Here is a 26,912-nt window from a genome sequence, read left to right as displayed (position 1 = left end):
TAGATTTTCCACGCTCATTTGCGCTGCCGGGAAATCAGAAACTGAAAGTGAATTGATCCAGGAAACTGTAACTACTTAAAACGCATTTCTTCATCTGGATATTTATCTATGACAACCACAACGGGAATAAATTAGAAATCCAATTTGATGCCCTGATTTTTGATTCAAATCCCATATAACCCCTATAGGTATAGCGATAATCAATTTTCCACTGGTTTTCAGAAATTTGTTTGTTATTGATAAGCTTCATTAATGAGGCGCATTCTGGTTTATCGGTTAATTTCCGTTTGCCGGCAATATAGGTTAAGTCGGTAAGCGAAAGCGCATAGCTTTGAGGCATCATAATATCGGTAATATGGGCGCTAATCGGTGCTCCACTCGACAAACGCTGATACATATTGTGACGCAGCATGTAAGTGATGCCTTTATCAATCAATTCTTCCACAGCATTATCGGTGTAATCAACCGATTCAGAATAAGTGATTAGCGCGCGGATCGTCTTCCCGATTCCGATATAACAAGGCACCTTTCCTAAACAACCGCCATGTTTACACACGCCTTTATAGCGCCAGGTCGTCCTGCAATCTCTTTCAAATAATTGGTAGCTTTTAATCCAATGAAGGGCTGCTTTTGCTTCTTTGCTGTCTGCCAAACCAAATCGGCAATAAGCTTCCAAAAGAAGGGCATTATAGCATGGTACCAGTTCAGCAACTCCTCCCAAGCATGAAAAACCCTGGGGCGTTGATATGTTTTCATTTACATAACTCAGTAATTTTTTAGTGTAGGGCAAGTCCTGAATAAACGGTATTTCGCTTAATCCTAACAAACGAAATACGACAAATAACGGATGATCCACAAAATCACTGGTGAGTTTGGCTACCAGTTTTGACTGGTTTAATAAATTGGTTACTTCATCCCCATCGGGACTTCTTTTATCTTCAACAGCAAGCCGTAAAACCAATGCAGAATCCATCACAAACTCCTTTATACATATTATTGTTGTCCATTGTACTCTAATCGTTGCTAAATTTCTAGTTAACCTGCACAAAAAAGCACCCAGAGTTAACCCGGCACTATTTCTGCTCTTGCTTCTTCGGTGAGAACGGAAAAAGTCCTCAATCCACCGATTATAAAAATCGCATTTCAAAAAATCGCATCGCCTGGTCAACCACAGCATCCATATTATAATAGCGATACTCCGCGAGCCGACCAGCAAAAATAACGTTTTTTTCGGCATCGGCTTTTGCTTTGTACAGTAAATAAAGTTCTTGCCATTCCTTTGTCGGAAATGGATAAAAAGGCTCTTCTCCATCACACGGAAATTCTTTCATGATTGTGGTTTTACGGCCTTGCTGTCCTGTTATTTTTTTGTATTCGGTAATTCGAGTGAAATCATAATCGTTGGGATAATTGACGACCGCGGATTTTTGAAACGATTCACAATCATGATCTTCCATCTCAAAACGAACGCTTCGATATTTCAGTTTACCGAATTGATGGTCATAAAAATAATCAATTGGACCGGTATAGATCATCTTGTCATAGTCAATCGCGTCGCGCACTTCTTTATAATCCGTATTCAGCATTACTTTTATGTTCGGACGATCGATCATTTGCTCACACATTTTAGTATAACCCGCTTTGGGAATCCCCTGATAGCGATCGGTAAAATAACGGGTATCGCGATTGAAACGAAAAGGTATTCGGGATATGACCGCCGGGTCCAATTCACTTGGCACCACGCCCCATTGTTTCGTGGTATAGTTCATAAAGAATTTTTCATAGATGTCCCTACCCGCATTGTTTAAGGCCACATCCTCGCTACTTTTAATCGGTACCACGCTTTCCTTTTGGCTTTCAATAAAATCAACCATCTCAAACTGTGAAAAGTTGGTGTTATAGAGCTGATTAATGGTTTCCAGCGTAATGGGCATGGGAATAAACTGTCCGTCCACAAAGCTTAAGACCCGATGCTGATAATCACACCATTCGGTGAATTGACTCAGGTAATCCCAAACCGTCTGATTATTGGTATGAAAGATGTGAGGGCCATAGTTGTGAATCAGGATATGATTTGCGTTATAACTGTCATAAGCGTTGCCACCGATATGATGGCGTTTTTCAATGATCAGGATTTTATTATTTTCATTTTGTGCCAACAGATTGGCAAAGGTCAGTCCTGTCAAACCTGCTCCAACAATGAGATAGTTTACTTTCATTTGATTTTCCTCGTATAATATTTGCAAGAAAATAATATATGGCATGAAACGACAGCCTTGCAATCTAGCGTCTGCTTTTATTTCGCATTTTTATGAATGATGATTCTGGTTAATAAATGGTTGTATGATTAAGCATAATTTTGCTTCGGATCGTTCGTTTTATTTCGTTCATTTTACTTCGTTCTTGATCAATCGATTTTTGATCAGGTGTTCTTTACTCTTTTTAATGATATCGCGTTTTTCTGATAGAGTAACGGCTTGGCAATGACAACAACCAAACTAATCATCACCAGGAAGTAGAAGTCCAACCCCCGGGTTACTAACAGTGACGGCGTTAACAATGCGTTTGTAAAGACCCCTTGGAAGACGGCATAGTACATCAATTCGGTAATGCCTTGAGCTCCGGGTAAGGGCATCATTTCGACTGCCACGTAAATTGCCGCCTGAAGTAATACAATCGTGACCATTGAAGTTCCACTCATAGAAAATCCCCGGTATACAAAATAAGTAAGAACATACAAACAGTTTCGTTGCAGAAACGTCAAGATAAAAACAACCAGAACTTTCTTTTTGTTAAACATTAAAAAATTGACAGCACTATGGTAACCTTCAATAAAGTTTTCGATTTTTTGCTGACGTTCCGGCGAAAATTTAAGGATATGGATTCGAGTTAGAAATCCATCAATCGATCGCGTAATTTGGCGAACAATTCCTGGGATGAACATGGCAGCAAGCAAAACGGCGACGGATATAATATTAAGTGCCAGGCCCAGATAAAATAAAAACATATAGTTTTTAAGATAGTAAACCAACGGCGCATAACAAAAGACCAAAAGCGCAATGCCGATAAGCGCGAGTACCAGCTTGCTAAACAGCGCCAATATTATTAATATCACAGAACTTTTCGATAAAGAGTTCCCATCTTTCCGCATATAATAAAGCTGCATTGGCTGCCCTCCCACAGCAGTCGGTGTGATGGCTGAATAAAAATAGCCGATAAACGAATAAGCCGCACATCGTAGTATACTGTTCGGTTCACCAAGACTACGCATTAAATACCAAATGATAACCGCCTCAAGGATAACAAAAAGCAGCGCCACCAACATGGCTAGGAACAAGTAACCGATTTTCATACTGGAAATGGCCAGTAGGATCGCCGTAATGTCATTGCCTTTAAGCATCGTATACATCGTCAACCCCATGACGAACAGGAAAAAGAGCAGATAAAAGAGGTTTTTATTTACTTTTATAGTCATTCACCAGCCTTTCAATACAGATAACTTCAATTGAATTTATAAAGCTTTTGGGCAACGCGATAGCCGGAAATTGTTAGTTTCCGACCAATGGCACCGGGCATGTTGGTCAATCCACTCATGGATGTGTATTTCAGTTTTAGATAAAGACCTTTATCTAGTGCTTTGAGCTGGCTCCATAATTTGTTTTTTTGAAGCATGGATTCTTCGGAGTTAATCATTAACAATAAGATATTTGTGATGGACATGATGATTGAAAGATATCGACACATATATGACGCAAGTTTTGGTTCTTTCTTTTTGACAACCTGTAAATTTACACAGGTCAGCATTTGTTCGGTTACCCGGATTTGCTGATCGATTCGCTTGAGCATGATATCTTCATTCACAGATTGGTCATCACGGCCAATGAAATAATGATAAAGATCAATATTCATATAGTATAAGTATTTGACATAGGGTAGTGGTTGATAGGCAAAAATATTGTCAACATAGAACGTATGCTCTGGAAGTTTTACGCCGCTTTCTCTCAAAACTGACGTTCGAAAGATTTGAGAATGCATAAGCAAGTATTGAGACGGCTTAAAAAAACCAATATCCTGCCATGTACATAGTTTTTCTTCATCCAACGCATTCTTGTAAGAAATATCATGGCGTATTTCCTCATGCAAATGGTCATAGACGTAATTGCAGATGAACAAATCAGGAATAACAAACGCGTTATCTTTTTGTTTCAACTGACAAAAACTTCTCACTTTAAACATCAATTGATCCAACGCCTGTTGGTCCAGCCAGTCATCGGAATCCACAACTTTGAAATAAATCCCGGTTGCCTGTTCCAATCCAACATTTACACCCGAACCATGACCGCCGTTTTCTTTATTGATGACCCGAATGATGTCGGGATACTTGACGTTATAATCCTCGGCAATTTCACGGGTTTTGTCTTTTGAGCCATCATTGACGATGATGATTTCCACATCACTCCCGGCAAGTAAAAGTGAATCAATACAGCGTTTCATATAATCTTCTGAATTATAACAAGGGACAACGAAGGTGATATATTTCATTTCGTCCACCTTTCAAATCGGCTACCGTGGGGCGATGCGCTTGAAGCGGCATATAATTTTCGACATTCCCGCCTTTGTGGCGCTGATACATTTAAACAGCCGATGAAAGTTATCATCGGCTGTTTTCGTGAAAGCACCAAAACAAATCCCATCTCATCTACTAAAAAATCCATCTGTTTCAGCCCTCACGTTCTACGGCACGCATATAATAATTTATGATGCTTTCCTGTATCGATAATGTTTTTTTCATCCTGGCCTCCATTTTTGTCAGTGCATTAAGTAATTGCTATGCTTTTTACTACACATGGTCACTTCTGATTCATTATAAATTCAATGCATCATAATTGTAACATCACAACCGCTTGGTTATTCTTAAATCAACTGTGCTTGCTTTTGCCAATAAAATGTAATTTTAAGACAGCAAAACAACCATAAGGAGCGTATGCTTTTTCCCCTTATGGTTGTTAAGCGAATTGGGTTGTTGTATCCGATTTAGTTTAGCCAATCAAAAAATTAATCGTCATCGATAAAACAATCCCAATAATACCACAGGCCACCCATTCTATAATCTTTCGGCTTAGTTTATTTTTTTCTTGATACCGCTTGACGGTATCCTCCAAGGAAATGGTAAGTTGGGTAATCTGTTGCGCCATTTCGTTAACGGTACTTTTAAAATCATCTGCTGTTGTGTTTAGAATTTTTTCTGAAATTTCTTCTGTTGGCATTATTTCATCTGAATGATCAGCTCTTTTGAATACACCTAAGCTGGAAGCAACAATTTTTTCGGTTTTATCAATTGAAATAATTGCGATTTGCTTCTTTTCCAACTCAACAAATTCAATCAACATCTTTGGACAGGGTGTTAATTTCTCTTTTGCCTTATTAAATGTCTCGACCACCGAGTCTTTTTTACAGCCATAAATTTTACCTTCATCACCAACACCGATAATCAATTTACCGCCCGATGCATTTGCAAACGATGAAAGGATCTTACTTAACAAATTGGGTCCACCAGTGTGTCGCCTGAACGCCACCCGATTATTATCACCATGATTAATCAATTCTAAAATTTCTTCACTAACATTGTTACTTGACAAAAATTTGCACCAGCTCTCATCACATTCTAGTATGTTCAATTGCAAACAGAGGTCAACAATTAAACGACAATATCCGTCATACTTCCAGCTACATCTAATTGTATTTTACATGCAACTTAATTTATATAACCATGTTATCTAATAAGATTAACGGCGTCAATATTTTTTTTAATATGCTTGCGAGCCGTCTGGTACAGATGAGCGTTTGTATTTAGGCATCCTGCCCTTTATAACAGTCAATCAGATAAGACATCCTTAACAGGAACCGAATATATGCGTCATCCAGATCGATATGACTAATTTCTACGATCCGCTCCAGCCGATACGCCAGAGAATTCCTATGAACAAACAATTTTTCTGAAGCCCGCTTGATACTGCAGCCACAATTTAAGTAGACTTTCAGTGTCGAATACAAACTGGCTTCATTTTTTCGGTCATATTGCCGCAGGATGCTTAACGCCGGATGGCAGAACAAACCGAGTCGCGACGGAGCATCCACATGATCAAGCAAATCATAGAACTGATAATCGATGTAATCGCAAATGAGATTTTCAGGCTGCAGCCGTTTGCCCAGATTCAGAGCAGAAACCGCCTGATGATAATATTTCGCAAAACTTTCAACATGATCAAACGCATTGCTGACACCGATGCGAAGATGCTCATTATCTACCAAATTCTGCAACGCTTTTAATTGTTCCCCCTCGATACAATCATCTTTTAAGAGCGGCACTAAAACCGCCACCTTCCCCTCATGATAAGTCACATGTGACCCCGTTAAAACTCCTTTTAAAGCCGGAACGATATGATCTTTTAAATGTCGCTCGCCAAGGTAGCGGATCGGAAAAACCGAAAGTGCGATCAGTTTGGAGGCAAACTCTAAGCCGGGAAAACAAATCGGAATGTTCTCCGGCGGTGCACCGATAAGCAGTTCATACAGCAACTGTTGATAAAGCGTGCCGGTCTGAAACAGATAAGCAAAATAATGAGTAATAGTATAACTGATCACATGACTGACAATCTCCAGAATTTCCATATGTTCCGGCGTTACCGGCGTTTCGCCTTCAATCATCAGGATAAAACCGACCTGGATGCCATTATGAAATACCTTACTGCTCAGCTTTCGATGGGGTGATTCAGTGCATGAAACTTCAACAACATCGGTTGTGTGGGCTGCCTGCTGTATCGGCTTAAGCTGTTGAACGGCCTTGATAAAATCATAACTGCAATACCCTCGTCTGATATTGTCCTTCCATAAGTCATCTGTAACTGGAATCGACGTGGAATGAGCCAGAATTTTGAAATTGACATCGCTAAAAATCAGCGAATTTCCGAGCATGATTGAGGCTGTATTAACAACCGCCTGAAGATCCCTGGTCTCATTGGCACGCTTTACGAGTTCTTCATAAATAAGCCCTCCCCCAGAATTTTTCATCAATGTCCGGGCCAGATTGACCGCCGAAAATAATTCTGATGACTCGACCAGAGCGAGATTTTGGATCTTATCAGTCGGAGATTTGTCATCTTTAGCAAGGATGCAGTGACAGGGTAGATTTTCACTTTTTGCTAATTGGCTGCTATAACCAAAGTATAGAATATTTCCTTGAAATGAATTTTGTCGTCCATCAATTAAGGCGATGTCGATAATCTCAGCCTGATTTTCACAAGACGCCTTTGTGATCGGTAAATTAATCGCTATTTTTGTGATTAGGTCATTAAATTTCATACTTATCACTTCCAGATTAAATTATTTTTATGTCTACACATTAAAATTAGAATAGTGCATCATACACAAATTGTCAATGTGAAATCGTTTCCCGTCAATATAGGCAAATTCCAACGAACACAGTATAATCTATTTATTATAAACGCAATTCGTTAATAATAAGGAGGAAACCTATGTATGAAAAACTGTTTCTCGAAGGAACCATTGGAAAACTGAAACTTAAAAATCGTTTGGTTATGTCGCCAATGGGGATTGGGCTGGCTGAGCTGGACGGTTCACCAACGCAAGAGATGATTGCTTTTTATGAGGCCCGTGCCATTGGTGGCGCCGGATTAATCATCCCTGAAATTACCCGTGTAAATGATGTGCACGGTGCCGGAATGCTGCGTCAGCTTTCTGTTACTAAAGATCGTCACATTGAACCACTATCAAGACTGGCGCAAGCGGTGCATAAACATGGGACGAAAATCTTTATTCAACTACATCACCCCGGTCGTGAAACGATGACCTCGCTGGTCGGAGGACCCGTCGCTGCGCCATCGGCAATTCCCTGTAATTTTCTTAAGCAGCCAACACGAGCGCTTGAACATGCTGAAATCAAGGAACTGGTTCAGCAGTTTGTCGCCGGTGCTGTTCGCGTGCAGAAAGCAGGTTGTGACGGTGTTGAACTGCATGCCGCTCATGGCTATCTGATCAATCAGTTTTTAAGCCCCTATACCAATAAACGCGATGATGAATACGGCGGAAGTTTTGAAAACCGGCTGCGTTTTATTGCCGAAATCATCGCCGGTATACGAAACGAATGTGGTCCTGATTTTCCTATTAGTGTCCGTCTTTCTGTCGAGGAATTTTTAAGCAATGTCGGAGTCACCGATGATTATATTCATATTCAGGATGGTGTCAAAATTTCCATGGCACTGGAAAAACTGGGAATCGACGTCATCAATGTAAGCTGTGGTATTTATGAAACTGGCTCGGTTTGTGTCGAACCGGTTTCGTTCCCCCAGGGCTGGCGCCGGGATCTGATCAAAGCGGTTAAAGATCATGTTGCGATTCCGGTAATCGCTGTTTCCGTCTTTCGCGAACCGGCTGTCGGTGAACAGTTTCTGGCCGACGGTATCGTCGATTTTGTGGCCTTAGGCCGCGCCTGGCTGGCGGATGAAGAATGGGGTTTAAAGGTAAAAGAAGGACGGGAAAAGCAGTTGTGCAAGTGTATCTCCTGCCTGCGCTGCTTCGAAAGCTTAAACGAAAATAATGCCGTTGGTCTTCCGCTGGTTTGTTCGGTAAACCCACGTCTTGCCCGGGAACAACAGCTTGGCAACCTCGCTCACGATTCGTTCGACCATAAAGTAGCGGTTATCGGTGGTGGTGCCGCTGGTATGTCGGCAGCCCGCACACTGGCACTTCGCGGTATTCATGTCACCTTGTTTGAAAAAGAAAATACTCTTGGTGGGCTTATTAATATTGCTAAAATGCCTCCTCATAAAGGTGCCATGGACTGGATCTGCCAGTATTATCAAAATGAATTCGATCGTTTGAATGTCGCAGTGAAACTAAATACCGAAGCGACTCTTTCTGTATTAGAAGAAATGGCACCCGATGCGGTCATTCTGGCTACTGGCAGTACCCCCGTTGTACCCAGACGCATCCCTGGAGTCGATGGCGAAAATGTCTTTGGAATTGATCGTGTCCTATCCGGAGCCACCGGATTAAAAGATAAACAGGTGGTACTCATCGGTGCCGGGATGAGTGGAATTGAAACCGCCGAGTATCTGTGTGCCGCCGGAAATTCATTAACCATCGTTGATATGCTTAACAAGGTCGCACCCGACGGAAATGGCACGAATGTTTTAGATGTTACCGGACGTCTGGCAAAATATGGTGCGACTTACATGCTATCCCATGCGTTAAAAGAAATCACACCGGATGGCGTGATTCTCGAAAAAATGGAAGATCACTCGGAAATCAAGATACCAGCTGACGCGGTTGTGTTGTCGATGGGTTATTGCTCCAATAATAGCCTTGCCGAAGAACTAAAGAAAAAATTCGAACGGGTGGAAATTATCGGTGATGCCCTTAAAGTTGACCGCATTGAACCGGCTATCCGGGCCGGCTTTGAAGCAGGCCGCTGTCTGTTTATCGACAAACCCAAAGCCACCAGTTTTCTGACCCCAAAAGAAGACTTGGAAAACTTTGGCAAGCTTTCTCTGATGGATAATCAGGAAGGTCTGTATCTTTGCTTTCTCACCGATCCCGCTGTTATCGCGCGCCTGTTACCTCCACCACTTAAACCTTTTTCAATGCCGGTGGTAACCCTGTCGATTGCGCATATTCACAATCCCTCTTTTGCCGATGATTATTATGAAGCAATCCTGGGCGTCTATGCAATGTACGGAAAAGAACTGGGGCTCTATCCCCTTAGTCTGGTTCTCGGCGGCCCCGGAGCCGAGATGGCCGTTCAGCTTGGTCGTGATAATGGCAGCATTCCCAAAAAAATGGGCGCAGAGTTTGTGATTCGCCAGACGGGAAATACCGTTATGGCCAGCGTCACCCGTCGGGGTGTTCAGTTAATTGAAGCAAAACTGGAACTCGGTGAGACCAATAGTCCGCTGACTGGTGCCATGTATCAGTTCCCGGAAGCGGGAAAACAGACCTATGGTGGTGGCTTTTATTTTCATTTTGACCGCGAACCGGATAAAGAAGGGGTGTCCCATTTTACCAATGGTGCCTTGCTTCAGAATCTCTGTGAGTACACTTACAAATCCTGGGAGCCGGGTTTTGCCAGTCTGAAGCTTCGTTCCAGCATCGACGACCCCTGGGGTGAATTGCCGATAAACACAATCGTCGGCGGTGCTTACTCTGTAAACAGTTTACTTGTCCATAAGCTAAATCTGGTCGAAAACCTGAATGCCGAAGATATTGTCCCCTATTTAATGGCCGGACGCTACGACCGCACCGCATTTATGGAAACTGGCCGGAAATAAGCCCTCGTAAAACCTGAACGCAAAAATAAAATCACCAAAATACGAAAGGAATTTGATTATGAAACTTGAAAATAAAGTTGCGATTATTACCGGCTCAACGAAAGGCATCGGAAAAGCTTCCGCCATGATTTTTGTGGCGGAAGGTGCAAAGGTTGTCGTTGTCGGGACCAACAAAGAAAGAGGCGATGCCACTGTAAAGGAAATTCTGGCTGCCGGAGGCGAAGGTTTTTTCCAGCAAACTGACGTAACCGATGAGGCCAGCCTGGATGCTTTGGTAAACGCCACCATGGAACATTACGGCCGGATTGATATCCTGGTCAATAACGCCGGCGTCAGCGGCACCACGGCAAATATGAATGATATCAGCAGTGATGAGTGGAATACTGTCCTTTCTACCAATTTAACCGCTCCCTTCATGCTTTGTAAAAAGATCATCCCAGTGATGGAAAAACAAGGTTCCGGTGCCATCGTTAACGTCGCATCAATGGCGTCCACCGGTGCCGGAAGAGGTGGCCTTGCTTATACCTCCGCTAAACACGGACTTCTGGGTCTGACGCGTCAAATGTCGATGGACCATGGCCGTAACGGCGTCCGTATTAACGCAGTCCTTCCAGGGCCCATCGATACCGAAATGATTGCCCGGGTTTTAACCATCCCCCAACATCCGGTTTGTATGAAGATTAAAATGAGCCCGGCCACAAGAGCGGGTGCACCAGAAGAGGTTGGAAAGGCGATTCTCTTCCTGGCAAGCGACGATGCCTCCTTTATTCACGGTGCCAGTCTGGCTGTAGACGGCGGATATACCATCTTCTAAATCAGACAAAAAAATAGCGCCGATTGGGGCACTGTGAAAGTTAAGAGTAGGGATTTTGTGTCCCTGCTCTTAGCTTTTTTTTACGATAATTTAGAACCACTTAAGAATAAATAGCACCCCATTGCAATCAAAGACAAAACCACCCGATGCTCAGTCTCCTGCCCATTTGAGCGTTATTCAGCCAATTCTTCTTTAATATACGTCACCGCATTTTTTCCGGCCATCCGGCCTGAATTCACTGCAAAGCCCAGAGTATTGCCAGGCAATACAAAGACATATTTTTAAGGTCCGCGATTAGTTTTATCCAGGCTAACCCCGTTTTTTGCACCAGATAAGATGATTGCTATAACAAACCAATTCTTTTTATTAACTTTGACATCATCTTGTATATTACCTTATAATTAAGAGGAGTCTTATTGAAAGAGGTATCAGAAAATGGAAACAATATCAGAGGAACTCCTTAACTTTCACTGTCCGCGATGGCTTGAACTTCCCGACATTGATTTATATATGGATCAGTTAGTCAGTATTTTAGAAAAGAATCTGGTTATTTTCGAAGAAATTTGGGGTGAAAAAATTATCACCTCCATGATGATCAATAACTATGTTAAGCAAAAAGTCGTTGAGCCGCCAATTAAAAAGCGCTATAACCGGAGCCACCTTGCCTATTTTTTTGTGATTTGTATCATGAAACGGGTTCTCAGTATTTCCGAAACTGGTGATCTGATTACCTATTTAATCAGCCAGCACAAAATCGATTATGCCTACAATTTATTCTGTGATGAACTGGAAAGTGCCATCAAAGAGGTTTTCTCTCCGAAAGTTCAACCGAGCAATCAAATAAAAGCGCCCGAACTGATTATTCTTAAATCAGCCGTGCTTGCATTTGCAAATAAAACGTATTTTCAAGTCAGCATAAAAAAATAGTAAGCAGAGGGGCTTGTGTTTTTCTCCTGCTGTTCGTTAACAAATTGTGTTGTTGCGGCCGGTTCATTTCAGCCAGTCAGAACTAAATAAACATGGCTAAGATTACCCCAATAATGCTGCCGCAATCTATTCCACAATCATTTCGGCTCAGTTTATTTTTTCTTGACACCGTTTGCCCGGATCATCCCGAGAAATGGTGTGCGGGCTAATCAGTTGCGCCATTCGGGATCATCTTCTGGTCCAGTATCGCTTTTATTACGGTTTCATAAATCAATTTATAACCCGACTTATTTGGATGAACGCCGTCCTCACATAGAAAATCCTTATACTGGCGTTTGCTTAAAAACGCACTGCGTATGTCAATGAGTGGAATTGACAGCTTCTTCGCCAGTAAAACAACCTTTAAATTGTACATTTCCTGCCAACGATAAATGACATCAACACTACCGATCCATTTTAAGATATTTTCTTTGTTTAAGTTTTCTGAAAACCATTCAAAATATCGTTCCGGCACAAGCGGTGGCAACGAGAGCATAATGGGTTTACCTCCATTGGTTTTTATTTCTTCAATCATTTCGGTATAGAGGTCTTCAAATACTGTGGTCGGTGTTTTGGGAATATGTTCATCCTGAGGATTTTCGGCAATCTCATTCCAGGCATAGCTACAGTCGTTGCCACCAAATTCCAGAAAAATGCGGTCATAATTTGAGAGCTTAGCAGCATGGCGTTTGACTATGGATAGCCCCTTCGAAACGGTGATCCCCATCTTCGAGAAATTATCAAGAATAATATTCTTCTGTCCGACCAAGGCATTCAAATCAATTTTCACCAGTCCATAACGGCCGGAATTATTTTGCTGGATGACTCCTTTTCCAATGGAATCTCCAAACACACATATTCTTACATCTTTTTCATGTTCGTTTTCCATAGAATAATCCTCTTTTCATTCATTAATTTCCAAGTTATGATTTGAGTCAATATAGTGTGTGTTCAATTTAAAAAGGGATGTTCATTTAACAACATTATCTGTCATACTTCCCGATATTATATAATTACGTTTAGCACATGATCTAGTTTGTATGATTATATTATCTAATAACCTTAACAGTGTCAAGGTTTTTCTGCTTTGCCTCACGGCGATAAGGTTTTTGCGAATCGCCCGGTCGTTAGCGAATTTGTCAATTGGTTGTAGTCACACTTCAAACCATCTTTTGGTAATACCAGCCAATCGTTTCACGGCTTCCTCAAATTCCCCGCAGCTCAAATAAGAATAAGAAATCCGCAGAGCATTTGTCGGAGCATAGTCATAGATATCTCCGGGATTCAGGAGAACCCCTACTTTTACGGCTTCTTCAAATAATTTTTGCATCGGTATTTTTTTATTAAAGCGCATCCAGATATAAAAACCGCCGGCCGGTGATTTGAAGGATACCCGATCACCCAGATATTGCCTGAGTACCCGGACCCCATGGTCTCTGCGCTTCTCCATTTCAGTTCTGATCTGTTCCAGATGCTGTTCATACATGCCACTGTTCAAAAATTCGGTCATGATCCACTGTGAAACTGAGCTGGCACCATAGTCCATTTGCATTTTCACATCTCCCAGACGATCAATAATTGGCTCCGAAGCAATCACCCAACCGATTCGCAGGCCCGGTGACAACGTTTTTGACACTGTGCCGAGGTAAATAATATCGCCGTTGAGATCCATTTGTTTAATGGGCTGATGATGTTGTTTATCAAAATATAATTCTTCATAAGCACCATCCTCAATAATCGGAATGCGATTGACCCCACAATATTCGAAAAGAGCCTTCCTCCGTTGATTCGACATTGTGATACCAGTGGGGTTATGGTTGGTAGGAATGGTGTAGAGGATTCGGGTCCGTTGATCCGTCCTGGGAAGCCGGTGATGCAAAATGCCTTCCTCATCCATGGGGATACTTTCCAGCGTAATTCCCGCTGACTGAAAAATCTGCAAGGATTTCAAATAGGTTGGTGCTTCAGTGTAGACTACCGAGTCTGCCGAAAGAATACAGACGGATATGAGTTGTAGTGCCTGTAAAGATCCGGAGGTTATCAAAACCTGATCCGGGGTAGCTATAATCCCAAATTTTGTTACATACCTGACAATCGCACAACGCAACTGATAAAGACCGGAAGCTTCCAGATAATTCAAGGACGGAATATTCTCCAGCGGTTTTACTGCTTTTTTCCATAGTTCTGATGGAAACAGAGCCGGATCCAATTCCCCGGTCCCCAGACGAAGGATGCCTGGCGTAAATTCAAGTCGATTGATCGCTTGAATCATGGCATGATTAGACTTAAAACTACCCAGGTTCACATAACGATTCCAGATGCTGTTTTCAGACAATAACAGCGTCCAGGTATTGCTGATAATCCGGGTTCCGCCCTTAAAATTACTCTCAATGATCCCATCGGCGGCCAGCTCATCCATGACAGTGGTAATCGTACTGCGGTTAACGCCCAACTTAGCGGCCAGATCCCGTTGAGAGGGCAACTGAGTCCCGACTTCCCAGGCACCGGATTGAATTTGAGCGCTAATAAAGTGGATAATCTGCCGGTAGATTGGTATCTTTGAACTGCGATCAGGTAACCACTCAAAAGTGCAGGTCTGTTTTTTATTCATTACGCTGTTATTACTCCTTTTGGCTGGTTTTAAACTAACATATGGCTGGTTACAAAACACCAGTTTCTATTTATGATATAAGTATAATCAAATTATATCAGAAATAAAGGTTAGAAATATAATTAAAAGGAGTTTCTATGCAATACTTTTTACAAGGCCTTCTCATGGGATTGGCTTATGTCGCTCCAATCGGGATGCAGAATTTATTTGTGATTAATGGCGCTCTGGCTCATAGCCGGAAACAGGCGCTTTTGGTTGGGCTGACCGTGACACTTTTTGATGTAGCTCTGGCCTTTTCCTGTTTCTATGGCATTGGTGCCATTATGGACTATTATAGCGGGCTAAGAGCGCTGATCCTGTTTTGCGGCAGTTTAATCGTTACTTATATTGGCGTCACACTACTTCTGGCGAAGACTGAAAACAAACCAACCGAAGGTGCGGTTTTATCGATCCGTAAGATGGTTGTCTCAGCATTTGTGGTGACCTGGTTTAATCCCCAGGCATTGATTGACGGAACCATGATGCTTGGTGCCTTCCGTGTCTCCCTGCCAGCGGATGATGCCCAGTACTTTATCATCGGTGTGGCGTTTGCCTCGCTGATCTGGTTTACCGGGCTCGCCCTTGTTGTATCTTATTCCGGCAATCTTATCAAAGGCCGAACCTTACGGTATATCAATCTGGTTTGCGGTATTATTATTATACTTTATGGTCTGGGACTGATGCTTAAACTGATCCAACTGGTTTTTTGAGTTTTGACGTGCTACGTGCACCGCTTTGAACCCAAAACCTTTTGGTAGACAGGACGTTTTTTTGCCAGTCTACTTATCTCATCGCCACTTAATTCAATTCCTATATCACAGTACTCTTTCTGTGAACCCAAACAAGTTTGTTTGAATTTTCAGCAAACGTTCAACATCATTACTCCTAAGCGGTCTGCTGTAGAGGTAGCCCTGCAGGTAATCACACTTTACGCGTTTCAAACGGTTAGCCTCTACTTCTTCCTCAACCCCTTCAGCAACGACCATTAATCCCAAACCATGGGCAACGGAAACAATCCCCTCCATCACCTGAATACTCTCCATCCGAATGAACTTATCCTTTAAACTTTTATCAAGTTTAATCTTATCCACCGGCATAAAGGTTAAATAATTTAGGGATGAGAAACCTGTCCCAAAATCATCCAGGGCGATCCGGATCCTCATTTCTTTTAACTTTTTCATAATATTAATGGCCTTTTCCTTATTGTCGATTAACACACTCTCGGTTATCTCTATTTCGATCAACGCTGGATCAACTTTTTGTTCATCGAGGCTGTTTGCGATATATGCAACCAGATTTTCATCATAAAACTGATTTCCCGAAATATTAATCGCGATCCCTTTGACTGGATAGTTTGCATCGATCCATTTTCTTTGTTGACAGATTGCTTCCTGGATGACCCATCTGCCAATGGGAATGATTAAACCGGACTCCTCTGCCACCTGGATAAAGACGGCTGGCGAAAGCGAGCTGTCCTGAATCCGAATTAGTGCCTCAAAATAAGCGATCGCTCCGGTTTGGGCGTCGATTACGGGTTGATATAGTAAACGGAATCGCTGATATTCCAGTGCTTCTCGGAGTATTTTTTCAATTTTAAAACGCTCATGGAAGGCGGACGTCATCTGCTCATCAAACATCATGCACCGGTTTTTGCCATTATTTTTGGCACTATACATAGCAATATCGGCTTTAACAAGCAGCTCATCCACCGTCCGCCCATCAGCTGGATAAGCGGCAATTCCGGCGCTTACGGTAATGTGAATCACGACCCCTTCAATGTTGATTTTCTCTCTGAGCTTAGCCATTGTGACCTCCATGCAATGACGAACGTCACATTTTTCACTTTGGTTTCGATGCCAGATTAAAAATTCATCGCCTCCCAATCGGAAGGGGATCGTATTATCACAACACATCTTTTCACGCAGGATCTCGGCTACATAACGCAATAAGTGATCCCCGTAATTATGACCAAGAGTATCGTTAATTGTTTTAAAGTTATCAATATCCAATAAGACGATATTTCCGTGCACATTATTTAATAAGTCCCTAGTGAGCAACTCATTAAATTTCCGGCGATTGTATAACTCTGTCATCGGGTCGCGATCGGCCAGAAATTGAATATGCTGTTCCTTTTCTTTAATCGTATCAACCATATTCCTTAATTCCACCAGGACATGATTGTAGTAAGCGCCCATTTGCCCGATCTCATCTTTGGTCTTCACTTCAATTGCTCGTGTAAAATCACCTTGTGCAACAAAACCCAAACTATCCACAAATTGCTTGAATTCCCGGGAAAAAGAAGTGCTGTAAATGATGATCAGCCCAACAGTCAAAGCAATAATGATTAGCGTAATCATAATGGCATTGGCAATCATATCGCTCACCGAAGAAAACAATTCGGCAAAGGGCGTCATCACAACTAATTTCCAGCCAGTGCTTGCGAGGGTTAAATAATCGGCTCTAAAATCCTGGCCGCCTAATGCAACATTGATTGACCCCTCACTATTATTCATAATGGTATCGGCGATGACGCCTAATTCCTGATCCTGCTCAATTGCTAGCTTCATGACCTTTTGGGGGTCTTTATGCGCAATAAAGCGTCCCTTTGTATCAATCAGAAAGGCATAACCGGACTCACCCAATTTCACTTCTTTAATGATTTTTTGGATCGTTGTCAAGTCGTAGTCAGCCGAAGCGACACCGATGATGCCGTATTCGGTGCTTATCGGGACTGCTGCAGTAACCATTGAGATTTTTGTCACCTCATCGTAGTATGGATCTGTCCAGCCAACTCCTTTTTCGGTGTTTTTCCCGATAAGATACCAGTCGGTATTAAAATAATCATAATCTTCTGACTCGTACGCTTCACTATAGACAATGGTCTCCCCTTCTTTGTGGAGATAAGGCCCAAAATATCGGATGTTTTTATCATAAACCCCGCTTTCCAGCCACAGTCCACTGCCGAGGGTGTTTTTATTCATCGCCAGGAATTTCTCAATAATGCCGCGATAATCCGTCTTTGTCAGCGTATTTGCCTGGACTTCATAAACAGCAGCGACGGCTTCTGCTATTTGTCTATTCGTGGTAAATTCAGACTCAATCGATGCTTCGATGGTATTGAGGGCTTCTGTTACTCTTGCTTCGATTTGTTCTTCTAATCCCGCCTTTGTTTTTAACACCGAGGCAGCCGCAATCGATACAGTTGCCAGTAAGATGATCGGGATGAATACAATCAACATTTTCGTTCGGATGCTAGATAGCTTATTAAAAAAGTTCATCGACTCCTCCCAACTGTAAAATCAACTGAGATAATAAAACACTCTTCAGCTTTTAAAAAGATAATCGGCTGTACGCCCATTAACACCATTCTTTACCCCATTTCATTCAAGTGTTTCACAAAAGAATTTCGCAAAATCGATGGATGGATTCAGTTTAGTGTACCCCAGAAAACCCGCTTAAGTATTTCGCCAATGTAAAGATTGCGTTAAGAGTTTGTTAGAATTTGTCGTTATGTGACTGCTTTAATCAAAAATTTACTGAACCCATTCCCCCAATTAATACGCAAACGCAAAAGAGAGACGTGGCCCGCAAGGGAAGCGTCTCTCTTTGTAATTAATAATAAGGGGACATTTAGTTTTCTTTTTGCGTCTCAGGTCGCTTTACCCAATCCGCCATCGCACTTCGCATGATAAATATGAATGCGCTAAAAAAAAACAAACGCATCAGCAAGATTGCAATTTGGTCCGCTATGACAAGCCCCCTACTCTCCAATTATTTTAACTAAAACCCGTTTATCTCGCTTTCCGTCAAATTCAAAGTAAAAGATTTGTTCCCATCTGCCAAAATCCAGCTTGCCATTGGTTACTGCCACCACTGTTTCGCGGCCCATAATGGTTCGTTTGAGATGACCATCAGCGTTATCTTCAAATCCATTATGATGATACTGACTATATGGTTTTTCCGGTGCCAGTTTTTCCAACCAGTCTTCATAATCCTGATGTAATCCACCTTCGTCATCATTAATAAAAACACTGGCGGTAATGTTCATGGCATTAACTAAAATCAGTCCTTCACTTATCCGACTCTCAGCCAGGGCTTTTTCTACATCACCGGTGATATTGACCAGGCCTCTTCGTTTAGGCAAATTAAAATGCAATTCTTTACGATAAGAAATCATGGTTTTTGCTCCTTTTTTTCTTTATTCTCTAACTAACGCATACAATTTCATGTCTTCTGTCTGACCATTTTTAATGGCATTTTTTCTAAGCAGTCCTTCTAGTTGAAAACCAGCTTTTTCAAGAATCCGGCACGAACCCAGGTTCCGGGCAAAAGGTTCGGCAAAAATTCGGATGATATCGGTTGTTTCAAAAACAAGTTCACAGATCTGTTTTACTGCCCGAGTTCCATGTCCCTGTCCCCAATCGGGTTCGGCAATATAATAACCCAGTTCAGCCGTTCGAAAGTGAATATTATCTTTGCGAAATACACCGATACTCCCAATAACCCGACCCTCATCGGTAATGGCATAGGCAAAGGTATTATCGGCTTGTGAATCCTGCATGGCCTTGATATATTCTTTTGCATCCTCAACTGTATAGGGAAATGGTAAGCCATCCCGCAGGTTATCCAAAATTTTTTTGTTATTCAGGGCTGCTGCCAACTGATTGGCATCTTCTTCTGCCCATTTACGCAGTGTTGTTTTCAATTCGTTATCCTCCTCATTCTAGAGATATTTTTTAATGACCATAAAATCTACAAAATAGGCTACCGGCTAAAAATTAAATCGCTCATCCTCACCTGTTAGAAATCGCGAAACTCACCGATGCCAAAGATAAATTTAAGTGAACAAAGGGTGTTTATCATGATGAAAAATGTTATAATGATTATCAATAACGATTTGTTCAAGAAAGGAAAGTAAAATGTTTGAAGAATTAGGTGGTTTTTTTGGCTGGCTTTTAATTGGTGCATTCGCGTGCACCCTGCTTAACTATCTCGTAAAATTTGCTAATAAAAAATGGGGCAAGACGATTTCCAGCAACAGTTCTGGCAAAAAAACGATGAAATTACTGATGACCGTCTTTGTTCGGAATCACAAATTTTTTGGTTTCCTGACTGCCGCACTGCTACTGACACATTTTACCATTCAGTTTAGCCGCTATGGCATTAATCTAACTGGCGCCCTGGCGGCCATCTTAATTATTTCCCAGGTCAGTTTAGGGATCTACGCTACGCGTGCTCACAAGCCGCGCAAGGGTGCGTGGTTTGTTGCCCACCGGTTAATTGCCGTTTTGATCATAATCGGAATTCTCTTACACTTATTGGCTCCGTATTCACTTAACCGTATACTGCTGCAACCCGCAACCTCAGCGGTACAATCGACGGAAACAGACACTCGGTCAACCGAAGCGGATCGTCAATTAACGCGTTTTACAAAGGATGACTTGCCAGCTTAATGGTAAAGACGGTAATCCCACCTATGTTGCTTACAAAAACGTGGTTTATGATGTTTCGAACGTATCACAATGGGTAAACGGTGAACACAATGGCAATAGCCGACAATGATTTAACCCAGGCTCTTTCTGGTTCTCCCATGGTGAAAGGGTACTAGCTGATCTTCCCATCGTCGGCGAATATATCGCGTAAGTATCAGCTAAGGAAGTTTCTATTTGTTAACTTTACTTAAATCCATTAAAGCAGGTGAAAATTTATGCCCGAACTACCAGAAGTCGAAACCGTTCGCCGAACGTTAAAAAACTTTATTATTGGCAAAGAAATCAAGGAAATCCAGGTTCATTACGATAAGATTGTCGTCGGGGATACGGATAACTTTGTGACGTCATTAACAGGACAAACCATTCGGGATATTGATCGAGTGGGAAAATATTTGGTCTTTATTCTCGATCGCGATGCGTTTATTTCGCATTTGCGAATGGAAGGCAAATATAATCTTGTCGATGCTTCAAAGCCGCTTAACAAACATGAACATCTGACCTTTGTCTTTCGTGACGGCACCGAATTACGTTATCAGGACACCCGCAAATTTGGTCGGCTTGAGCGCGTCAACAAAAAAACGTATCGTCAGGATTTACCGCTTTGCAAGCTTGGTCCCGAACCATGGGATGCTGATCCTAAAGCGATCTACGCCAAAATACATAAGAGCAATCTGCCGATTAAAACGCTGCTACTTGATCAAAGCATTATGACAGGAATCGGCAATATCTACGCCAATGAAATCTGTTTTAGATTAAAAATAGATCCTACCACCCCAGGCAAACGGGTCAGTAAAAAGCGGGTAGTGGAATTAATTGCTGTTTCAAAAGAAATCCTGGAGCAGGCCATTGCCCAAGGCGGAACAACGATTCACTCGTTTGACGCCAATGGCATTAACGGTTTGTTTCAGGTGCAGTTGCAGGTACATACACAAAAATTTTGTCCGCTATGTAGTGGTGCAATTACCAAAGAAATGGTTCGTGGCAGAGGTACCTATTATTGCAAAGCATGCCAAAAAAAGAAGGGCTGAGATTATTAAACGAGGAAATATTTGACCCAGAGAAGCTGCTTCTCTGGGTTTTTTTATCGCTTTAATGGTTGCAATGGGAGAAACTCCATTGTCTTTTTTAAACATCAGCCATTTCTTTTTTCGTTTATTTAACGACCAGAACCGGCTGTTTGGAATGACGCACTATTTTTGAGGTGACACTGCCAATAAACACCTGGCGCAGTCGTGAAATGCCAACCCCCTGAGAACCCATAATTACCATTTCCACCTCATTTTCATCGAGATAATCGGCTATCTGATCGGCCGGATCTCCATAGAGCAAAACGGTTTCCACATTGACTGACAAATCTTTTAGCATTTCCTTTGCGTCAGCAAGGTTGCGCTCTGCATTAAGTTTAAACTGAGATACATAGGCCTGGACTTCCAAGCCGGATTGGATTAATAGATTGGACTCATCCGTTCCACTGGGTGTGGTAATATTGGCAACCGACAATAAAACGATATCCGAGCCTAAGGCTTCCGCCAGTTTTTTTGCTTCCAGTACCGCTTTTGTTGATATTGGCGAGCCATCAATGGGAACAAGTAATTTTTTCATATGGTGCCTCCCTGTATTATTTAGTTAGCTTCATGATAACGATTTTTTTCTAAAATTGCAATGACTATTTTACTAACCACCTTCGGTATCTCCGGCTGCAAACGTTAAAGTTTCTTCTTATTATAATGTACTTCAAAAAAAACACAAAATCGATTGACAAATCACCCCGTTAACACGATAATGGGTAATGGCATTCAGACGATTTAAATGATGTGAGGATCGGTTGGCTGCTTCACACATTGTAAATTGAGGAGAACTGAAATGACGGAAAGTAATTATTTTTTTGTATCGATCGCTATTTTTTTAATTGTGTATGCCTTAATCATCTGGGACAAATTCGATCGAACCCTTGTCGCTTTAGGCGGCGGCATGCTGATGGTTATTCTGAGAATTCTGAATCAGGAATCTGCCATCGAGGCGGTTGATTTCGATACCATTACCCTTTTAATCGGGATGATGATGATTGTTATGGTCATGCGTCGAACCGGCGTTTTTGAATACCTGGCCATTAAGGTATTAAAAATTTCCAAAGCCGATCCCCAGCGTCTGATTATTCTGCTTTCACTGATTACCGGTGTCTTATCGGGCTTGCTTGATAATGTCACCACAATTTTGCTGATTATACCAGTAACGCTCAGCGTTGCCAAAGACTTAAAGCTTGATCCAATCCCCTTTATCATTGCTGAAATTTTCGCTTCCAATATCGGTGGCACTGCTACACTCATTGGCGATCCGCCCAATATTATGATTGGAAGTCAGGTTGGTTTTACCTTCAATGATTTTCTGCTTAATAATTCTGTCATCGCGCTGCCAATTCTTTTGCTGACATCCATTCTATTTGCGCTTTTATATAAAAAAGTTTTGATTGCCGATGAATCTGTCAAAGCCAAGGTTTTATCCGTTAATGAAAAAGATGCCATCACTGATTTACCGCTACTACGAAAATCGATGATTGTCTTTACCCTTGTTATTCTTGGTTTTTTGTTCAATGGGGTGCTCCACATAGAATCACCGACTATTGCCTTATCGGGAGCGGTTATCCTCATCTTAATTTCAGGTATCAGCTCGGAAGAAATTCTTCACGAGGTGGAATGGAAGACCATTTTCTTTTTCATCGGTCTCTTCATTCTGGTTGGTGGTATTGAAGCCACCGGCGTCATCGAAATATTGGCCAAAGAGGTACTGCTCTTAACTCATGGCGATGTTTTCATGACAACGCTATCGATCTTATGGGTTTCTGCAATTGCCTCAGCTTTTATCGATAATATCCCCTTTGTCGCCACGATGATTCCGATGATCATGGAAATGGGGCATCTCTCCGGCATTGATATCTACCCGCTGTGGTGGGCACTTTCCCTGGGCGCCTGTCTGGGAGGGAACGGAACCGTTATTGGTGCCAGTGCCAATGTAGTCGCCATCGGGATTGCCGAAGCACAAGGTTACCGGATTACCTTTGGCCGCTATTTCAGAGTCGCTTTCCCCTTTATGATCTTTACGATCCTGATCGCAACAGTCTATATGATCTTTCGATATCTGGCCTTCTAATGAGGCAAACACGAATAAAACATTCTATTTTCATTTGCAAATGATTCGTATTTGCACTTAAGGTTTTCCTGCCTTAATCTGTATTATAATTAAGTTCATGCAGTTACAATCGCTATCAATATACACTGCTTGTTTAATACTGATAAATAGTTCGGGAGGAATATACCAATGACGAAAATAGATATTATCTCAGGCTTTCTGGGTGCTGGCAAAACGACATTGATCAAGAAATTACTGGAAGAAGCATTTATTGAAGAAAAAGTCGTGCTCATTGAAAATGAATTTGGGGAAGTGGGCATCGACGGCGCACTTTTTAAAGATTATAAAATCCAGATAACCGAGATGAATTCCGGATGCATCTGCTGTTCCATTGCCGGGGACTTTGGTGCCGCCTTAAAAGAAATATTAGCACTTGATACGGCTGACCGAATCATTATTGAACCCTCCGGCGTTGGCAAGCTTTCTGATGTAATCAATGGCTGTCAAAATGCCTTAAAAGGAGCTGCTGCTCAATTAAATATGTGTGTTACTGTTGTGGATGCGACAAAGTATAAGGTCTACGTCAAAAATTTTACTGAATTTTATACGAATCAACTGGCCAATGCAAAAGCGATTATTTTAAGCCGTAGTCAAAAGGTTAACGAAGATACCATAGAAATGATCATCAAAGATCTGCGAAGAATCAATCCCCATGCCCAAATCATTAGTACTGACTGGCAAGAATTAGACGGAAGCAAAATAAAAGAAATTGGCGAACTCACAGATAATGTCGAAGCTCTCCATTCTTTAATCAACCCAACCAAACATACCCATGCGAGTCATCATCACACTGATGAAGTTTTTAGTGTCTGGGGACGAGAGACGGCTAAAACATTTGAACGTAACAAAATTGAATCGGTCTTAAAACAATTAAAGCATTTAGAAGGAACGATTCTCCGGGCCAAAGGTATCATCAAGGTCGAAAAAAATCAATGGCTTCAATTTGATTATGTGCCTGACGAAACCTTTATAAAAGATATCAAACCCGATTACATTGGACGAATTTGTGTCATTGGAGAACAGATCAATGATGTCCAGATTACTGAATTATTCGGTTTGTAAGCGATCCTTATGGCAACTTATATAGATATTGTTACGGGATTTTTAGAAAGCGGAAAAACCACATTCATTCAAAATATATTAAACAACGGCCAAGTTTCGGATTTCAATTCAATCGTCCTGGTTATCTGCGAAGAGGGCTTTACTGACTACGATCAAGAATTATTTGTGCAGAAGAATATCAAAAGCATCATTTTAGAGAGCCCCACTGAATTAAATGATGACTTATTTAAACAGATTGACGCAAAATTTCATCCCGACTACATCATTGTCGAATATAATGGAACCTGGGATATTTCCCGACTTTTAGGTCTGAAAATGGACCCTGATTATCGCTACCGAAATGTTTTTTTTATCAGCGAAACCGGAACTTTTAGAAATCAATTAAGCAATATGGTTACCCTTATGCATCCTCATATTCAAAATAGCAATGTCACTGTTTTTAACCGACACGAAACCATGGCTCCGGAGATCCTAAAAAAAATAGTCCAAGATATAAAAAGTATTAATCCGAAAACAAAAACGGTTTTTGCTGAAGCCGTCGCACCTATCCAAGCATTAAATCCCTATTTTGGTAAACCCGACAACCAGAAAAACAGTCCCTTAAATTCACTGATCAAATTGAACCTATTCATGTTGATGCTTTTATGTGTTTCGGTGATTCTGATATTTAGTGATTTTAATGACTATCACTACATTCAATCGATCACCACGATCTTTTTAAGTATTCTGATTCAGGCACTACCCTTTATCTTGTTTGGGGCATTTTTTTCAGCCATTATCCAGCTATTTGTTTCATCAAATTGGATTATCACGCAAATATCCAAGGGAACTTGGACTTCTTTTTTAATTGCTGCCAGTGCTGGCTTTTTCTTGCCGATATGCGACTGTGGATTAGTTCCTATTGTTTCTGGTTTACTTAAAAAAAGTACTCCCTTACCGCAAACAATTACCTTCTGGCTGGCTTCGTCAGCCGTCAGCCCAATTGTTTTTCTTTCCATGCTCTATGCCTTTCCCGAGCAACCCTACCTGGCTGTTATCCGTGTGATAACTGGCGTAGTAATTGGTATTGTTGCTGGAATCATCTTAAAATTGGCCCATCTGGAAACCAGTGCTGTTATTCAGGACAGCCGCTACTTCCAAACGATCGGCAAGGATATTCTTGATTTAAAATTTGAAGGGACCAAAGGAAAAATCGAGGCGGTTTTTGCCGGCGCAAAAAGTGAATTTTTCAGAGTGTCGAAATATGTCATCATCGGTGCCTTGGTTTCGGCAATTTTACAGACGATTCTGCCACAAACACTAATGCACTTAATTAGTAGCAACCCCTTGTTACAATTTATGATTATGGTTGCCGCCGCCATCTTTATGTCCACCTGTTCCACGTCAAACGCGTTTATTGGGAAAAGTTTTTCGAATAATTTTTCTACCATACCTATTTTAGCCTTTGTTGTCATGGGACCGATGCTGGATCTAAAAAACATGCTGATGCTTTCCGGTGTATTAAAAAAGCGCTTTTTGATTGTTCTTGCCACTCTGGTAATTCTAGAAGGCGCCGTCGTATTTAGCACCTTAGCTTATTTTCTGTAAGGAGTTTGATATGAACAGAAAAATAAATACGGATGCACTTATCCAATTGATCATTCTGATCCTTACTGTTGTTTTGCTTAGTTATGCCTTAATTACCAAGAAAATAAACGCCTATGTCCATCCAAGGTATTACCTGGGATTATGGCTTTCTATAATTATACTGGTCTTCTTTGCTCTAAGTTTAATCCCTAAAATTAAAAAAGCAAGACATAATGTGAGTATCAGTCCTTATCTGATTTTTATCATTCCCCTCGCCGCTGCTCTTTTCTTTCCCTCCGGAGAGGTCATCAGCAAGGACGTGACCATGATCGAAAGTAGTCTTTCAACGACAACCAGTGAACAACCGATAGCAGAAAACAAACCTACCACAACCGATACTATTGAAGAACAATCTGATTCGAATGAAGATGCTTCTGAAAAATATGAACACTATAAGGTCGATGACGTCGTACAAATTAACGATGATGTTTTTTCCGCCTGGTTTTTTGATACCTATGCTCATCTTGATGACTTTACCGGAAAAAGGTACCAGTATTTGGCTCAAGTATTTTCAATGGATGATTTTAAAGATAATCAGTTTTTAGCAGGAAGAAATTTTATGGTTTGTTGTGCCGCCGATTTGGCCGGCTATGGCATAATTTGTGAAAGCAATCTGCGAAATGAACTGGTTGACCAAGAATGGATTATGGTTACCGGAACCATCACTTCCTATCAATACAATGGCCATCCTGTACCGATGCTAACAGATGTGACCATCACCAAAACCGAGGCACCTGAAGTTGGATATATTTACTACAAAAACTACTAGA

At 41.5% G+C, this 26,912-nt stretch carries 22 protein-coding genes; 10 read left to right on the top strand and 12 right to left on the bottom strand.

Translation table 11 applies throughout. The features are described from left to right. Window positions 1-106: 106 nt before the first annotated feature. The 6 genes from ACIZ62_RS02330 to ACIZ62_RS02305 form a co-directional block, all read right to left on the bottom strand. Window positions 107-973, bottom strand: a complete 867-nt coding sequence (locus tag ACIZ62_RS02330) for a hypothetical protein (protein ID WP_414151148.1) — start codon at window positions 971-973, stop codon at window positions 107-109. 154 nt (window positions 974-1,127) lie between these two features. Then, the gene (gene glf, locus ACIZ62_RS02325; RefSeq protein ID WP_414151147.1) at window positions 1,128-2,219 is read right to left on the bottom strand and encodes a UDP-galactopyranose mutase; all 1,092 of its coding nucleotides are present in this window, start codon (window positions 2,217-2,219) and stop codon (window positions 1,128-1,130) included. 203 nt (window positions 2,220-2,422) lie between these two features. Further along, window positions 2,423-3,475 (bottom strand): lysylphosphatidylglycerol synthase transmembrane domain-containing protein, encoded by a 1,053-nt coding sequence (locus tag ACIZ62_RS02320; RefSeq protein WP_414151146.1) that lies wholly within the window; start codon window positions 3,473-3,475, stop codon window positions 2,423-2,425. Between the two features lie 26 nt (window positions 3,476-3,501). Continuing rightward, window positions 3,502-4,542, bottom strand: a complete 1,041-nt coding sequence (locus tag ACIZ62_RS02315) for a glycosyltransferase family 2 protein (RefSeq protein WP_111888142.1) — start codon at window positions 4,540-4,542, stop codon at window positions 3,502-3,504. Between the two features lie 497 nt (window positions 4,543-5,039). Continuing rightward, window positions 5,040-5,639: a helix-turn-helix domain-containing protein gene (locus tag ACIZ62_RS02310; protein ID WP_162624494.1), complete on the bottom strand. Its 600-nt coding sequence runs from the start codon at window positions 5,637-5,639 to the stop codon at window positions 5,040-5,042. Between the two features lie 211 nt (window positions 5,640-5,850). After that, window positions 5,851-7,362, bottom strand: a complete 1,512-nt coding sequence (locus tag ACIZ62_RS02305; RefSeq protein WP_322519618.1) for a PucR family transcriptional regulator — start codon at window positions 7,360-7,362, stop codon at window positions 5,851-5,853. A 173-nt stretch (window positions 7,363-7,535) separates the two neighbouring features. Here ACIZ62_RS02305 and ACIZ62_RS02300 point away from each other — a divergent pair, with 173 nt between their 5' ends. The 3 genes from ACIZ62_RS02300 to ACIZ62_RS02290 all read left to right on the top strand — a co-directional run bounded on the left by ACIZ62_RS02300 (window position 7,536) and on the right by ACIZ62_RS02290 (window position 12,087). Then, window positions 7,536-10,346, top strand: a complete 2,811-nt coding sequence (locus tag ACIZ62_RS02300; protein WP_111888145.1) for an FAD-dependent oxidoreductase — start codon at window positions 7,536-7,538, stop codon at window positions 10,344-10,346. A gap of 58 nt (window positions 10,347-10,404) precedes the next feature. Next, window positions 10,405-11,160, top strand: a complete 756-nt coding sequence (locus ACIZ62_RS02295) for an SDR family NAD(P)-dependent oxidoreductase (protein WP_414151145.1) — start codon at window positions 10,405-10,407, stop codon at window positions 11,158-11,160. 435 nt (window positions 11,161-11,595) lie between these two features. Next, complete coding sequence (locus ACIZ62_RS02290) at window positions 11,596-12,087, top strand: DUF1836 domain-containing protein (RefSeq protein WP_111888147.1); 492 nt, start codon at window positions 11,596-11,598, stop codon at window positions 12,085-12,087. Between the two features lie 205 nt (window positions 12,088-12,292). Here ACIZ62_RS02290 and ACIZ62_RS02285 read toward each other — a convergent pair whose 3' ends face one another. Both ACIZ62_RS02285 and ACIZ62_RS02280 read right to left on the bottom strand, forming a co-directional pair. Continuing rightward, window positions 12,293-13,015: an SGNH/GDSL hydrolase family protein gene (locus ACIZ62_RS02285; protein WP_111888148.1), complete on the bottom strand. Its 723-nt coding sequence runs from the start codon at window positions 13,013-13,015 to the stop codon at window positions 12,293-12,295. A 264-nt stretch (window positions 13,016-13,279) separates the two neighbouring features. Beyond that, window positions 13,280-14,737 carry a PLP-dependent aminotransferase family protein gene (locus ACIZ62_RS02280; protein ID WP_111888149.1) on the bottom strand — a complete coding sequence of 486 codons (1,458 nt, stop codon included), beginning with the start codon at window positions 14,735-14,737 and terminating at the stop codon, window positions 13,280-13,282. A 137-nt stretch (window positions 14,738-14,874) separates the two neighbouring features. Between ACIZ62_RS02280 and ACIZ62_RS02275 the strand changes: the two genes are divergently transcribed. Then, a complete protein-coding gene (locus tag ACIZ62_RS02275; RefSeq protein ID WP_322519620.1) occupies window positions 14,875-15,486 on the top strand; it encodes a LysE/ArgO family amino acid transporter in 612 nt (203 codons plus the stop codon). A 105-nt stretch (window positions 15,487-15,591) separates the two neighbouring features. On the opposite strand, the gene ACIZ62_RS02270 is transcribed toward ACIZ62_RS02275, so the two are convergent. From ACIZ62_RS02270 to ACIZ62_RS02260, 3 genes are all read right to left on the bottom strand, one after another. Then, window positions 15,592-18,054, bottom strand: coding sequence for an EAL domain-containing protein (locus ACIZ62_RS02270; RefSeq protein ID WP_414151144.1), 2,463 nt, complete (start codon window positions 18,052-18,054; stop codon window positions 15,592-15,594). A 482-nt stretch (window positions 18,055-18,536) separates the two neighbouring features. Continuing rightward, window positions 18,537-18,953: a secondary thiamine-phosphate synthase enzyme YjbQ gene (locus ACIZ62_RS02265; protein WP_111888152.1), complete on the bottom strand. Its 417-nt coding sequence runs from the start codon at window positions 18,951-18,953 to the stop codon at window positions 18,537-18,539. A 21-nt stretch (window positions 18,954-18,974) separates the two neighbouring features. Next, window positions 18,975-19,481: a GNAT family N-acetyltransferase gene (locus ACIZ62_RS02260; protein ID WP_111888153.1), complete on the bottom strand. Its 507-nt coding sequence runs from the start codon at window positions 19,479-19,481 to the stop codon at window positions 18,975-18,977. Window positions 19,482-19,695: 214 nt separating this feature from the next. Here ACIZ62_RS02260 and ACIZ62_RS02255 point away from each other — a divergent pair, with 214 nt between their 5' ends. Together ACIZ62_RS02255 and mutM are read left to right on the top strand one after the other, a co-directional pair. Next, complete coding sequence (locus ACIZ62_RS02255) at window positions 19,696-20,229, top strand: hypothetical protein (RefSeq protein WP_111888154.1); 534 nt, start codon at window positions 19,696-19,698, stop codon at window positions 20,227-20,229. Between the two features lie 254 nt (window positions 20,230-20,483). Next, window positions 20,484-21,296 (top strand): DNA-formamidopyrimidine glycosylase, encoded by an 813-nt coding sequence (mutM, locus tag ACIZ62_RS02250; RefSeq protein ID WP_111888155.1) that lies wholly within the window; start codon window positions 20,484-20,486, stop codon window positions 21,294-21,296. A gap of 124 nt (window positions 21,297-21,420) precedes the next feature. Here the strand turns inward: mutM and ACIZ62_RS02245 are convergent, their stop codons facing one another. Beyond that, window positions 21,421-21,870 (bottom strand): universal stress protein, encoded by a 450-nt coding sequence (locus ACIZ62_RS02245; protein ID WP_111888156.1) that lies wholly within the window; start codon window positions 21,868-21,870, stop codon window positions 21,421-21,423. A 261-nt stretch (window positions 21,871-22,131) separates the two neighbouring features. On the opposite strand from ACIZ62_RS02245, the gene ACIZ62_RS02240 reads away from it, so the two are divergent. The 4 genes from ACIZ62_RS02240 (at window position 22,132) to ACIZ62_RS02225 (ending at window position 26,911) form a co-directional block, all read left to right on the top strand. After that, window positions 22,132-23,415, top strand: a complete 1,284-nt coding sequence (locus ACIZ62_RS02240) for an ArsB/NhaD family transporter (RefSeq protein ID WP_111888157.1) — start codon at window positions 22,132-22,134, stop codon at window positions 23,413-23,415. Window positions 23,416-23,583: 168 nt separating this feature from the next. After that, the gene (locus ACIZ62_RS02235) at window positions 23,584-24,516 is read left to right on the top strand and encodes a CobW family GTP-binding protein (RefSeq protein ID WP_414151143.1); all 933 of its coding nucleotides are present in this window, start codon (window positions 23,584-23,586) and stop codon (window positions 24,514-24,516) included. 9 nt (window positions 24,517-24,525) lie between these two features. Next, a complete protein-coding gene (locus ACIZ62_RS02230; protein WP_414151142.1) occupies window positions 24,526-26,103 on the top strand; it encodes a permease in 1,578 nt (525 codons plus the stop codon). A gap of 10 nt (window positions 26,104-26,113) precedes the next feature. Beyond that, window positions 26,114-26,911 (top strand): TIGR03943 family putative permease subunit, encoded by a 798-nt coding sequence (locus ACIZ62_RS02225; protein ID WP_414151141.1) that lies wholly within the window; start codon window positions 26,114-26,116, stop codon window positions 26,909-26,911. Window position 26,912 lies beyond the last annotated feature (1 nt).

The organism is Acetobacterium carbinolicum (assembly GCF_047456275.1).
Lineage (GTDB): Bacteria > Bacillota > Clostridia > Eubacteriales > Eubacteriaceae > Acetobacterium > Acetobacterium carbinolicum.
The sequence above is the reverse complement of the archived record's forward strand: the minus strand, read 5'-3'. Positions and strand labels throughout refer to the sequence as shown.

Excerpts from the sequence above, each read along its gene's own strand:
- ACIZ62_RS02330 (WP_414151148.1), bottom strand. The coding sequence starts at position 973 with ATGGATTCTGCATTGGTTTTACGGCTTGCTGTTGAAGATAAAAGAAGT.
- glf (WP_414151147.1), bottom strand. The coding sequence starts at position 2,219 with ATGAAAGTAAACTATCTCATTGTTGGAGCAGGTTTGACAGGACTGACC.
- ACIZ62_RS02320 (WP_414151146.1), bottom strand. The coding sequence starts at position 3,475 with ATGACTATAAAAGTAAATAAAAACCTCTTTTATCTGCTCTTTTTCCTG.
- ACIZ62_RS02315 (WP_111888142.1), bottom strand. The coding sequence starts at position 4,542 with ATGAAATATATCACCTTCGTTGTCCCTTGTTATAATTCAGAAGATTAT.
- ACIZ62_RS02305 (WP_322519618.1), bottom strand. The coding sequence starts at position 7,362 with ATGAAATTTAATGACCTAATCACAAAAATAGCGATTAATTTACCGATC.
- ACIZ62_RS02300 (WP_111888145.1), top strand. The coding sequence starts at position 7,536 with ATGTATGAAAAACTGTTTCTCGAAGGAACCATTGGAAAACTGAAACTT.
- ACIZ62_RS02295 (WP_414151145.1), top strand. The coding sequence starts at position 10,405 with ATGAAACTTGAAAATAAAGTTGCGATTATTACCGGCTCAACGAAAGGC.
- ACIZ62_RS02290 (WP_111888147.1), top strand. The coding sequence starts at position 11,596 with ATGGAAACAATATCAGAGGAACTCCTTAACTTTCACTGTCCGCGATGG.
- ACIZ62_RS02285 (WP_111888148.1), bottom strand. The coding sequence starts at position 13,015 with ATGGAAAACGAACATGAAAAAGATGTAAGAATATGTGTGTTTGGAGAT.
- ACIZ62_RS02280 (WP_111888149.1), bottom strand. The coding sequence starts at position 14,737 with ATGAATAAAAAACAGACCTGCACTTTTGAGTGGTTACCTGATCGCAGT.
- ACIZ62_RS02275 (WP_322519620.1), top strand. The coding sequence starts at position 14,875 with ATGCAATACTTTTTACAAGGCCTTCTCATGGGATTGGCTTATGTCGCT.
- ACIZ62_RS02270 (WP_414151144.1), bottom strand. The coding sequence starts at position 18,054 with ATGAACTTTTTTAATAAGCTATCTAGCATCCGAACGAAAATGTTGATT.
- ACIZ62_RS02265 (WP_111888152.1), bottom strand. The coding sequence starts at position 18,953 with ATGATTTCTTATCGTAAAGAATTGCATTTTAATTTGCCTAAACGAAGA.
- ACIZ62_RS02255 (WP_111888154.1), top strand. The coding sequence starts at position 19,696 with ATGTTTGAAGAATTAGGTGGTTTTTTTGGCTGGCTTTTAATTGGTGCA.
- mutM (WP_111888155.1), top strand. The coding sequence starts at position 20,484 with ATGCCCGAACTACCAGAAGTCGAAACCGTTCGCCGAACGTTAAAAAAC.
- ACIZ62_RS02245 (WP_111888156.1), bottom strand. The coding sequence starts at position 21,870 with ATGAAAAAATTACTTGTTCCCATTGATGGCTCGCCAATATCAACAAAA.
- ACIZ62_RS02240 (WP_111888157.1), top strand. The coding sequence starts at position 22,132 with ATGACGGAAAGTAATTATTTTTTTGTATCGATCGCTATTTTTTTAATT.
- ACIZ62_RS02235 (WP_414151143.1), top strand. The coding sequence starts at position 23,584 with ATGACGAAAATAGATATTATCTCAGGCTTTCTGGGTGCTGGCAAAACG.
- ACIZ62_RS02230 (WP_414151142.1), top strand. The coding sequence starts at position 24,526 with ATGGCAACTTATATAGATATTGTTACGGGATTTTTAGAAAGCGGAAAA.
- ACIZ62_RS02225 (WP_414151141.1), top strand. The coding sequence starts at position 26,114 with ATGAACAGAAAAATAAATACGGATGCACTTATCCAATTGATCATTCTG.